The organism is Flavobacterium sp. B330r, from assembly GCF_056824325.1.
In genome coordinates this window covers 4509752-4521510 of record NZ_CP124860.1, presented here as the reverse complement: position 1 = coordinate 4521510, position 11759 = coordinate 4509752, and the positions used below count along the sequence as shown (strand labels likewise).

Sequence of the window (11759 nt, the reverse complement as noted above, 5' to 3'; positions counted from 1 at the left end):
AACCTATGAAAAATTTATTTACTTTATTATTGTCCGTTTTATTAGTAACAGGTATTTATGCTCAAAAATTACCTAGAATTAAGATACTTGCAACTGGAGGAACAATTGCCGGACAAGGCGCATCTGCAGATCGTTCTGCTTATACTGCGGGACAATTGCCTATAAAAGATTTAATCGCAGCGGTTCCAGGAATTGACAAAGTTGCCGAAATTTCTGGAGAACAGATTTCAAATGTAGGAAGTCAGGACATGACTGTGGAGATTTGGATTAAGCTGAATAAAAGAATCAACGAAATTTATAAAAATAATGAAGCCGATGGTATCGTAATCACACACGGAACCGATACGCAAGAAGAAACAGCTTATTTTTTATCACTAACGGTACGATCTGATAAACCCGTAATCGTTACGGGATCTATGCGTCCAGCAACAGCCATAAGCGCAGACGGTCCAAAGAATTTATATGATGCTGTAACTTTAGCAGCGTCTAAACAAGCAGCACATAGTGGTGTTTTACTAGTATTTAATGAATATATTTTTACGGGAAGAAATGCCGTAAAAACCAGTACAACGCACTTAAATGCTTTTACAGCTCCAAACAGTGGGCCAATTGGGCAGGTTTATGACGGAAAAGTGACACTTTATGAAAGTCCGATTAGAAAAACCAATAAAAATACTCCGTTTGATATTACAGGTTTAACCACTTTACCAGAAGTAGCTGTTGTCGAATTATATGCTGATGCGCCGGCAACTGCCATAAATGCGTATGTAGCTTCGGGAGTAAAAGGAATTGTAACTGGTGGTTTAGGTAACGGAAATCTAAATAAAGTAAACTCAGATGCTGCGGCAAGCGCTGTTAAAAAAGGAATTGCTGTGGCAAGAGCCTCTAGAGTACCTTCTGGAAGAGTTACTTTGTTTGACGAAACCGATGATCAAAAGCTTGGTACTATTGTCGCAGATGATCTAATTCCTCAAAAAGCGAGGATTCTATTAATGTTGGGACTTACCCAAACTAAAGACAGTAAAAAACTCCAAGAATACTTCTTTGAGTATTAATCCAATTGAAATTGTAAACTATGCGTATCTTACCTTCAATAATTTTGAGCGTTTTTCTGGCAGCTGGCGTCTATGCACAGCAAGAAAAACAGACTGATACCGTCCTAAATCATAAAACACCTTTGATCAAAGCAACCAAAGTTGATTTGCTTAATAATGTTGATTTAATTTTCAATACTCAATTAGGTTTTAACACTTATATAGAAGATGGAAAATATACTGAAAGTAAATTTGAAGTAAACCAGTTTAGACTGGAAGTAAAAGGGAGAGTCTATAAGGACAAAGTATTTTTTAGGTTTCGAGACCGATATACTAAAGAAACAGAACCACAATCTACAGATAACATCAGCAGTTCTACCGATTTAGCTTTTATTGGGTATAAAATATCCGACAGAACCAGTATTGCAATTGGAAAAATGACAGCAAACTGGGGTGGTTATGAATTTGACATGAATCCGATTGATATCTATCAATACAATGATATTGTAGAGAATTCGGATAACTTTTTAACTGGAGTTCAGGTCAACTGGAAACTAAATGAAAATCATACCTTTTCTGGACAGGTTTTAAATTCTAGAACCAAAACTTTTTCTGAACTTTATCAAAATGTACCCGATGTAGAAGAAGCAAAATTTCCTGCAGCGTATGTAGGAAACTGGAATGGAAGTTTTTTAGACGGAAAATTTAAAACCATTTATAGTTTCAGTATTTTTCAGGAAGCCACAAAAAATGGAAAACCTGTAAATATGTATTATACAGCATTAGGAAATCAGTTTAGATCTAAAAAATGGCTCTTCCAATATGATTTCAAATGGAGCAGCGAAGATCTTGACCGAACAGGAGTTGTGAGTTCTTTGCTTCCAGATACTGTTTTAGATCATGCGGCAGAAAATGTTTATTATATCGAGCATTGGCTTAGAGCGGTATACTCTCTAAATGAACAATGGAAAATTTCGGCTATCGGAATGGTCAGCAAAGCTTCATGGAAAGATATTCCAGATCCAAATGTGAGTTCAAACCGAATTCGTACGGCTTGGGGCGTTATTCCAACTGTAGAATTTTATCCGATTAAAAACTTTAACTTGAAGTTTTTTGCCACTTATGTAGCTCGATGGTACGATTACAGTGATTATGCCAAAACAGATTTGGGGCAATCTAACAACACAACAGGAAGAATTATGCTTGGTGTAATTTCTCCTTTGGTGGTATTATAATATTGTAAATTCACATAATACAAAATGCTGGAACACATCGTAAAACGCGATTTATTCCAGCATTTTGTATTATTTGTTCTCTCGCAGATGAGCAGTTTTTAAAGTTCTCTTTATTCTTTATTCTTTATTCTTTATTCTTTATTCTTTATTCTTTATTCTTTATTCTTTATTCTTTATTCTTTATTCTTTATTCTTTATTCTTCATTCTTCATTCTTCATTCTCTCCCCATCAAATATTTTAAACGAATAAAACAGATCGTACTATAAAAAGCAAAAAGCAGTATAAGATGCAATAAAACAGACGGATTATCCCATAAACTGGCACCCGATTGTACAATGGCGGTATATAAAACAATAAAAGGCGTTGTAGGCAAAAGATTAGACAGCCACTGCAATGCTAGCGGAAGCGATTCAAATGGCCAACTGTATCCTGTAATCAAGAAAATCGGATAAGTTGAAAAAGCCATCATCTGCAAACAAAGCAATTGCGATTTGAATAACGAACCTATAAACTGCGCCATCGGAATTAAAGTAACAATAAACAAGAGCAGTAATAAGCTTAACTCGAATCCGCTGCCTCTCATGGGTAAATTGAGCAGTTTGTAATTTACATTTAAAAAGAAAAAGCCATACGAAGCAAAAAGTATCAGATAGAATAATCCTTTGCCCCAAATTCCATTAGAAATACCCGAACCGAGCCATTCTCCTAAACGAGAACGCTGCCGCTCGCCTGCTACACTTTCGCATAAGCCAATTAATAAGGTTTGCTGCAGAATTAAAGCCAAAAGTCCTGGCAATAAAAATGCGCCATAACTCGATCTTTCGTTAAATAAAGGACGATAATCTAAGTTTACGGGCATCACATTTTCCATTGCAATTGTAGTACTCATTCCCTCTTTTTTCTGATAATATTGAAGACGTACTCCTGCTCCAACGGTCAAACATATCTGCTGCACATTTAATAACAAATCGCTCGATGGCAGAAATCTGGCCGCATTGATTGCCAATACTACATTGCTTTGTTTTAAACTCAGCAAATTCGCTTCTGTTCCTTCTGGAATATAAAAATATCCCTGACAATTGCCTTGATACATCTGCTCTTTTGCCTGTTCCAAATTCGAAAAATGAATCAGTTCTACAATTGGGGAATCATCTATATTTTGCTGCAGCAAACGTGATAATCTCGAACCATCATCATCTACCACAGCCAATTTTACATCGAATTCCTCTTTATTGACATAAATGCTTCCGTAAAAAAAAGCATACAGCAAAGGAGCAATAAGAAGCGTAAGCAGCAAACTATGATCCTTTACTACTTGCGAAGCTTCTCTCAAAAAGAGATTAATCAGCGATTGTTGCGGTTTCTTTTTCATCTTTAATCGAATTAAATTGACGTTTAAACAACAACATTGCTGTCGGGTACATGACCAAGCAAAACAACAAGAGTTTGGCAAATTCGCCTTGAGCATATTTTAAAGGCAAATTCATATAATACACCTTAAAAAAACCGTCTAAAAAAGCGGTATAAGGCATTATAAGCGCATAATACTGATCGTACCAAGGCATTGCCCACCTGGGAAAAGTAAATCCGCTAAACACAAAAGCAGGCGAAGTATAAAAAAGAGCCACATCCCCAGAAAGCATCACATCTTTGAACAAAGCAGATATAAACATACCAATCCCAATACAGGCTAACGAAAGCATAGTGTATAGTACACAAAACTTTCCAGTGGCTGCAGGAATGCCAATATCAAAAAAAGGAAAGATTATCCCTGTAATGATGATAAAATTAATCCAGCTGATGGCAAGATGCGCTATTGTTTTTCCTATAATTGCAACAACAACAGAACCTTTTGATGAATCGTATAGTTCGTGCATCGTTCCTGTAACCCATTCATAATTTAAAGCCAGCATAGAACTGATAATTAGAATCATCTGCATTCCGACTGTTATTAAACCCGGAACCAAATATTCCTGATAATTGTAAGTTGGATTATAAAGCTGATAGGTTCTCAAACTAATCGGATTAGCAATCGCCATCGCTTGATCAGATTTCATTCCCGTTTTTACCAGTTTCTGCAAAATTACACCTGTGCTTCCTGTAATTACAACTTCGGCGACAGCTTTATAAACTAACTTAGCAGGAACAAGCGCGGCGGCATTGGTGTACAAAGTCACATTACTCGGATGCCGGCTGTAGATATTCTTTTGCAGATTTGCAGGAAAATGCACGGCGCCCAGTATTTTACCTTCTTGAATCAGTTTTTTAACTTCGGCTTCGCTGCTTACTCTTCTCGTAATCTGCAACGTTTCTTTTTGTTCTAATAAAAAAATCAGCTCTCGGCTTATGGCGCTTTGATCTTCATCCCAAATAGCAAATGCTAAGTTCTTGGCATCTTGTTTTTGGTAAATAAAAGCGTAAAAGAAAAACAACGCGACAGGAACAACAAGCATTACCAAGTAAAAAACCTTTAAACTCAGAATGCGCTTCCACTCCCTAATGATTATGTTCGTCATCAAAATCATTGAGGAAGAATTAAAGAAGCAGTCATACCAGAACGAAGGCCTTTAATCTGTGCAAGGTTTTCGGGTTTCACTTCTATTGTAAAAGTTCTCAATTCAAATTCTCCTTTATCTTTGGACGGAACCCAATTGGCAAATTCTAAGGTAGGCGCAATAGAATGCACAACGGCATCAAACGTTTCGGGCTCGCAACCTGGAACTTTAACTGCTGTCTTGCTTCCCACTTTAAGCAAATTGGATTTATCCTGTCGGATATTAAACTTAATTATCGTTGAGTTCTTTTTCTCTATGGTCATAATCGGATACCCAATAGAAATAATTTCACCCTGATGTGTAACCAAGTTAGAAATTACTCCGTCTGCTGGAGCATAAACTCTAGTATTATCTCCAAGTGCTTTTGTTAGTTCGTAAGCTTGTTCTGCTTGTTTTACGATGGCATTTGCGGTTTTTAACAATTCGGGTCTTGTACCATTTTTGAGCATTTGCAGATTTAACTGAGCGGTTTCCATTTCCTTTTTTGCGGCTTGAAATTTAAAATAGAAAACATCTTTTTCCTGTCCCGAGATCACATCTTCATTATACAGACGTTCCATGCGGTCATAAGTCGTGCTAAACAATTTATATTGCTCTTGACTGATTTGATACAGTTTAGAAGTCGCTTCTATCAATTCTGGTCTTGCTCCTTGCGTAAGCAGCTCCTGCTGTCCTTTTGCAGCATCAATTGCCGATAATGCCTGTGCTTTTATGGCGTTTATTTCGTTAGATCGAAGTACAGCCAGCAATTGTCCTGTTTTTACGGTATCGCCCTGTTTTACAAGCAACGAATCCAATCTGCCTGGAAATTCGGCCGCCACATCTACACTGGTTGCATCGACCATTCCTATAAAATTGCCATCTTCTTTATTGTTGTCTTTTAAGAAAAAAATCAGTCCTGCTATTACTACAAAGATTGGAATAATCAGCGCCCAGTAGTTTTTAAATATATCTTTCATCTATTTAATAAATTGCGTTATTTGACTTGGATTTCCTAAACTATTAAAATATTCCGCTAATGCCAGATAGTATCCTAAAACAGCTGTATAATACCCTTTTTCTATTTCTGTTTCTATCAATAAAGCATCATTAACATCTTTTGGCGACGAGAGCTGATTGTTCATTCTCTTGGTTATTAAACTGCTTGTCGTATTGGCTTCCTTTCTCGCTGCATCCATAGCCATAACATCATTTTGCAATGATGTCATTTTGTTCTTTGCCACTCTCGACTGCACCTGAAGCATTAAACTGGAATTCTCTTCTCCTAGTTTCGCTTCTTCTATCAACTGTTTTGCGGCTAAAGTCCTTTTATTGGTCTGTCCGTTATACAAAGTCCATTGCAATTCCAGCCCTACAAACCAATCGGGAATAGAAACGGGTAAGTCTTTCTGATATAAATTGTAATTTCCAATGGCAAAAATGTTAGGCAAAGCCAATGATTTACTGATTTTTTCAGCAGTTTCTGCATAAGAGATTTTGTTGTTTGCAATTCTGTAAACCGGGTTTGTAAGCCAATACTCATTCATAGGTTTCTCTAGATTGATTTCGGCATATTTTAAAGTATCAGAAATCACTATTGCAGCGTCAAGATCAACTCCCATCAGTTTATTCAGCTCAAGATGGGCATTTTGTTTTTCCATCTTGATATTGTTATACTGAGTCTGCGCCTGAATTAAAACCACATTCGTCCAGTTCTTTTGGTATGGAGGCAGTATTTTATTCTTGACCAATTCTTCGGCGTAATTTTTATTTTTGTCTAAAGCACTTACAATCTGTTCTTGTTTCTTGATTAAAGAGTTGAGGTATAATATTCTAAGATATTGCACTGCAATTAAAAAATTAACTTCTTTAGCGGCAATCTCAACACCAATTCCTGCCGAATTAGCAACCGATTGAGCCAGATCTATACTCGAGTTTATTTTGTTTCCCAGAAAAATAGGCTGACGAACTCCCACTCCTGCAACAAAATAAGACTGTTTGCTTAAACTAGGATTATAGTCTGGATAAATACCGCCAATAACTGTTTTTGAAGTATTATAAATACGATCCTGCGCTGCCTGCGATAAGTTGTTTCCCGTAATTTCATGATAAATTTCGTTTGCCGTATTCACACTTTGCTGTGATGAACCTTCAACGATTCCGTCTTTAACGGTCTGTAGATTTATCGTAAGCGGACTGCTCAAATAAGAATAACTCGATAAAAGATCTACTTTAGGCAAATAGCCTTTCTTTTCTGCCTGAAGATTGTATTCGCCTGTCTTTAATGCAGATCTTGCCTGTTTGATGGTAATATTATTTTGCTGTGCTATAGAAAAACATTCTTCTAGAGAAGTGGTCTGCGCTTTTGTTTCCAAGCAGGATACAAAAAGACAAAACAAAATAAAAGGTTTGAGAAAACTTAGTCTTACGTACATCTATATAATATTCTTATGAATTGAAATTACTTTTAACTAGCGACTTCTTTGCTGTTTAATTAAAAACTGCAGGATAAAATAGAAATGAAATAAAAACTTATTATTCAGATAAATTCTGAAATGGTTTGAATGTATTTAGAATAGACTGTTTATGAAAATTTGGGGTCCTTAACTTAAACAGCGAAAAAAAGTATATCAGCAAAAATCATATATAAACCAATATACCAACTAGTTAAAGATAAAGATTTTATTTTATAAGTGCTATTTTAATTTACGGAAAATCAGCGTAATGCAATCTCCTTCTCTAAAACCATTTTTATGCCGCTCCTCTGGAGCTTTTTTGTAGATGCGAAATAGATTCTTCTATAAATATTTTGCTCCGCTAGAACGTTTAAATACAGTTCTTAATAATTTTGCTTTTATAACGTCATTCCCCACTGGCACATTTCTTGAAAACCAATATTATTATTAACTGATTTAAAACGTTTTACCATGAAAGTTACTTACTACGGACATTCGTGTTTTTCTGTTTATGCCGGCGGAAAACACCTTCTTTTCGATCCTTTTATTACACCAAACGAATTAGCCAAAGAGGTTGATGTAGATGCTATAAAAGCAGATTACATTTTTATCTCTCATGCGCATTATGACCATATTCTCGATGTAGAGCGAATTGCCAAAAATACGGGCGCAAAAGTGCTCGGAAATTTTGAAATCTATAATTGGCTACTGAAAAACGGAATCGAAAATGCACATCCCATCAATCCAGGCGGAAAATTCGATTTTGATTTCGGAACCATAAAATGTGTAATAGCCCAGCATCCTAGCAGTTTTATAGATGGCTCTTACGGCGGAATTGCGTGTGGTTTTGTACTTACAACAGCAGATGGAAATTTCTATTACAGCGGCGATACGGCTCTAACTTTAGACATGCAGCTCATTCCTAAATTTACCAAACTTGACTTCGCTGTTTTCCCTATTGGCGACGGACTTACTATGGGAATTGAAGAAGCTATTGAAGCCGCAAAACTCGTTGCGGTAAACAAAATATTAGGCGTTCATTACGATACTTTCGGATTTATTGTAATGGATCATCAGAAAGCTTTAGAAGAGTTTAACAAAGCTTCTTTTCAATTATTCCTGCCTAAAATAAACACAACCATCGAGATTTAAATTGGTTATTTTTCTTTGCTATATTTCGCTAAAATGTGGGTTTTAGCGAAATATCATTTTATAAAAAAGACTACAGAAAACAACACCATTTTTTTTCATAAAAAAAAGGAATAGCTGCTGACACTATTCCTTTTGCATATAATGAAGTTCTGCTGATGAACTTCAAATTATATGTATTCCACAAAATTAATGATGTATTGCGCGGTAAGTTCCGGATATTGATGCTGAGGTCCGTGCCCAGTTGCCGAATACACAATCATTTGCGCATTTGTCATTTGATTGATAATCGAATACCAATTGTCTACAGCAAAACTGATATCATGATCTCCAGAAATGATTAAAATAGGAGTTTTGGTCTTTTTCAATTGTTCTCTAAAGTTTAAAGCATCTTCTCTAAAAGTATCTCCTCCGCCAAAATACAATTGAAAAACATCCATTGTAGAAGGAATTTTATCTACGGCTATCTTTTTATGAATTCTATCGTGCGAAGCTTTTGCTGCCAAACGGCTTGATTCTGATTTTGGTTCAAAAAACAGCACAATTTCATCATCAAAATCATTTAAAGGTTTGAGTGCGGCATCAAAAAATGCTTGCTCAATAGGAATTTTGTTTTCTCCCGGCGGATTTGTTCCCACCAAAACGGCATGCGTTACCAAATTAGGATAAAGCAAAGTTGCCGTCTGTGCCACCAACCCACCATAAGACCATCCTAAAACAACAACCGAATCTAATTTTAAGGCATCTGCCAAATCCTTTACGTCTTTGGCTACAACGGTAATGTCTGGAGCAAGACTTCCTGTAGAAGAGCCAATTCCAGAATAATCAAATACGATAACGTTGAACTTTTCTGCCATCGATGCAACAAACAACGGATCCCAAGTATCTAGTGTTCCTCTAAAACGGTTCACAAAAATTACTGCTTTTCCTTTGCCGTACGAACGATAAGCAATTTTACGATCGCCTAAATCGGCAAAACGTGTCTCTGCGTCATAAATTTTTTCCATAATTATAAGTTAAAGATTGAAATCAATATTCGTTTTCATCAAGTAGACAAAGATTAAACCAAAACGCAGAACACTAACAATAAAGCATTTAACGATTATTCGTATGCTAAAGAATTATGATATTTCAAGAATCCAATCTTCTTTTTAACGATATATAATAATTCCTAAATCTGTTTTTACAAACAATTCTTTTAGAATCAATACTTTATAAAAAAGGCATTCCTTTTGTTTTTTGTAAATGAAATAGTACTCTTTTCTAAACATTAATCTAACAGCTTCGATATGATGTATTTATCTACTAAAAAAACGATTATGTTTGCAAGTCGTAAACGAATGCCGAAAACAAAACGATAAAGCGGCGCTGGCACATGCATTATTCAATCAGGCGAGCTATCAATACGACTTAGATCCCGAAAAAGAGAAAATTCTAAAAGAAGCCGAAGCTTTGTTTAAAACATTGGGCTTTGAAGAAAAAAGATTGGAAACCAAAGCCAACTTGTGCACCATTTATTTCTGGCACGGAAAAATAAACGATGCAAAAAAAATACTCTATCAAAATATTGCCGATATGCGAAAAATCGGCTTCAGACAGCAGCAATTTGGAGAAACTACAATTGCCCATATAGAAGCCGTTCAGTTTAACATGAAAAGTGCTTTGTATTATGCTCTAAAGAGTGTGCAAACAATGGAATCTACCAAAGATTACACTTTTGCAGATATTTTTTATATGCGTCTAGGTTTAATGTATTTGCAGATGGGACATACCGATGATGCCATGAAAATGGCTGAAAAAAGCATAAAATACGGGCAAAATGTTTTTAGCAGTGGCAGCTGGTACAAAAGTTTCATCACGGCTACAGCCTCTTTGTCTGCCAAAGGAAAAAACAAAGAAGCCATAGAATATATGAATTCTATTACCAGCCATTATCCGCCTCCAAATAAATTTGATAACATGATTATGAATTTTGCCTACGCAAATTGTTATTGGCGAATTAAAAATTATGGCACAGCCGAAAAGTATTTTATAAAAGCCGGAGAAGCTGCAGATGCTTTAGATTCGCCACAGACTTATCGAGATCTCTGCAATACTTATTCGTCTATTGCTCTATTTTATGCAAATCGACAAAATCTGCCCAAAACAAAATTTTATATTGATAAAGTCGAAGCGCTTTCTAAAAAATATGGCAAGAACTACAACTCAGAAGCGTTGGAAATGTCTTTGTATAAATTGGATTCGCTAAATGGGGATTTTAAATCGGCTTTGGTACATCATAAATTGTATAAAAAATTCAGTGATTCACTTTTAGATTATTCTAAAAACAAACAAATTGAAGAGCTTAGAATTCAATATGAAACAGAAAATAAAGAACAAAAAATCAAACAATTAGACAAAGAAACCGATTTACAGCAAACGGCTTTAAAAAAATCAAAATTATTAAATACGCTTTCCATCTGGAGTTTGGTTTTATTGGCTCTTTTTCTTGGTTTATTATACAATCGATACCGCCTTAAACAGAGAACGAATGCTGAATTGGAATTTAAAGAAAAAGAAATCAATCAAAAGAACATTAATCTTAGACATTTGCTAGATGAAAAAGAATGGCTTTTGAAAGAAATCCATCACCGCGTAAAAAACAATCTTCAAACCGTCATAAGTCTTCTTAATTCGCAATCGGCTTATTTGGAGAACGATATGGCGTTGTCGGCCATTAAAAACAGTCAGCATCGCATTCATTCTATGTCGTTGATTCATCAAAAACTATATAGTTCCGAGAATATTTCGACGATCAATATGCCCAATTACATCAAAGAATTGGTCGAATATCTGAGAGAATCTTTCTCGCTTGGGCAACGCATTCGGTTTGAACTTAAAATTGATCCGCTCGAATTAGATGTTGCACAGGCCGTTCCGCTTGGGCTTATTTTAAACGAAGCGATTACCAATTCAATAAAATACGCTTTTCCAGACAACAGAACAGGAATGATCTATGTTACGCTCCAAGCGACAACCGAAGACAAATACCTGCTGACTATTGCCGATAACGGAGTGGGCTTTGATGCAAACATTAGCAACAAAAAAATCAATTCGTTTGGCTTAAGTCTAATAAGAGGTCTCAGCGATGATTTGGATGCGGCTTTTTCGATGGAAAACAATAACGGAACAATTCTTAAAATAGAATTCTCTAAAGAGTTTCCAATCAATGAAAAAAGAAGATAGTTTTCTATTGGATACAATTAATTTCAACACATAGAAACATAGTTTTGTTTGTATCTGAAAGAAGGCAAAAGAAACAAGTTTCTAAACATAGATAACTATGTGTTTTTAAATTAGTAAAATGCCTT

9 protein-coding genes are annotated in these 11759 nt (G+C 35.6%); 4 read left to right on the top strand and 5 right to left on the bottom strand.

What is annotated here, in order from left to right; translation table 11 throughout:
• Positions 1 to 5: 5 nt before the first annotated feature.
• Together QLQ95_RS20065 and QLQ95_RS20060 are read left to right on the top strand one after the other, a co-directional pair.
• Positions 6 to 1055 (top strand): type II asparaginase, encoded by a 1050-nt coding sequence (locus tag QLQ95_RS20065; protein ID WP_095929181.1) that lies wholly within the window; start codon positions 6 to 8, stop codon positions 1053 to 1055.
• A gap of 20 nt (positions 1056 to 1075) precedes the next feature.
• On the top strand, positions 1076 to 2269 hold the full coding sequence (locus tag QLQ95_RS20060) for a porin (RefSeq protein ID WP_482501367.1): 1194 nt from the start codon (positions 1076 to 1078) through the stop codon (positions 2267 to 2269).
• Between the two features lie 215 nt (positions 2270 to 2484).
• On the opposite strand, the gene QLQ95_RS20055 is transcribed toward QLQ95_RS20060, so the two are convergent.
• Genes QLQ95_RS20055 through QLQ95_RS20040 form a run of 4 tightly spaced genes read right to left on the bottom strand, consistent with a single transcriptional unit; the run spans position 2485 to position 7239 of the window.
• Positions 2485 to 3642 carry an ABC transporter permease gene (locus QLQ95_RS20055; RefSeq protein WP_320493658.1) on the bottom strand — a complete coding sequence of 386 codons (1158 nt, stop codon included), beginning with the start codon at positions 3640 to 3642 and terminating at the stop codon, positions 2485 to 2487.
• Positions 3611 to 4786, bottom strand: coding sequence for an ABC transporter permease (locus QLQ95_RS20050; protein WP_428237401.1), 1176 nt, complete (start codon positions 4784 to 4786; stop codon positions 3611 to 3613). Before QLQ95_RS20050 ends, QLQ95_RS20055 begins: the two co-directional genes overlap by 32 nt.
• Positions 4787 to 4791: 5 nt before the next feature.
• Positions 4792 to 5784, bottom strand: coding sequence for an HlyD family secretion protein (locus QLQ95_RS20045; protein ID WP_320493660.1), 993 nt, complete (start codon positions 5782 to 5784; stop codon positions 4792 to 4794).
• Complete coding sequence (locus QLQ95_RS20040; RefSeq protein WP_482501364.1) at positions 5785 to 7239, bottom strand: TolC family protein; 1455 nt, start codon at positions 7237 to 7239, stop codon at positions 5785 to 5787.
• Between the two features lie 492 nt (positions 7240 to 7731).
• Between QLQ95_RS20040 and QLQ95_RS20035 the strand changes: the two genes are divergently transcribed.
• On the top strand, positions 7732 to 8412 hold the full coding sequence (locus QLQ95_RS20035; RefSeq protein ID WP_428237399.1) for a metal-dependent hydrolase: 681 nt from the start codon (positions 7732 to 7734) through the stop codon (positions 8410 to 8412).
• 167 nt (positions 8413 to 8579) lie between these two features.
• Here the strand turns inward: QLQ95_RS20035 and QLQ95_RS20030 are convergent, their stop codons facing one another.
• On the bottom strand, positions 8580 to 9416 hold the full coding sequence (locus QLQ95_RS20030; RefSeq protein ID WP_320493663.1) for an alpha/beta fold hydrolase: 837 nt from the start codon (positions 9414 to 9416) through the stop codon (positions 8580 to 8582).
• 316 nt (positions 9417 to 9732) lie between these two features.
• Between QLQ95_RS20030 and QLQ95_RS20025 the strand changes: the two genes are divergently transcribed.
• Positions 9733 to 11634 carry a sensor histidine kinase gene (locus tag QLQ95_RS20025; RefSeq protein WP_482501361.1) on the top strand — a complete coding sequence of 634 codons (1902 nt, stop codon included), beginning with the start codon at positions 9733 to 9735 and terminating at the stop codon, positions 11632 to 11634.
• Positions 11635 to 11759: the final 125 nt, after the last annotated feature.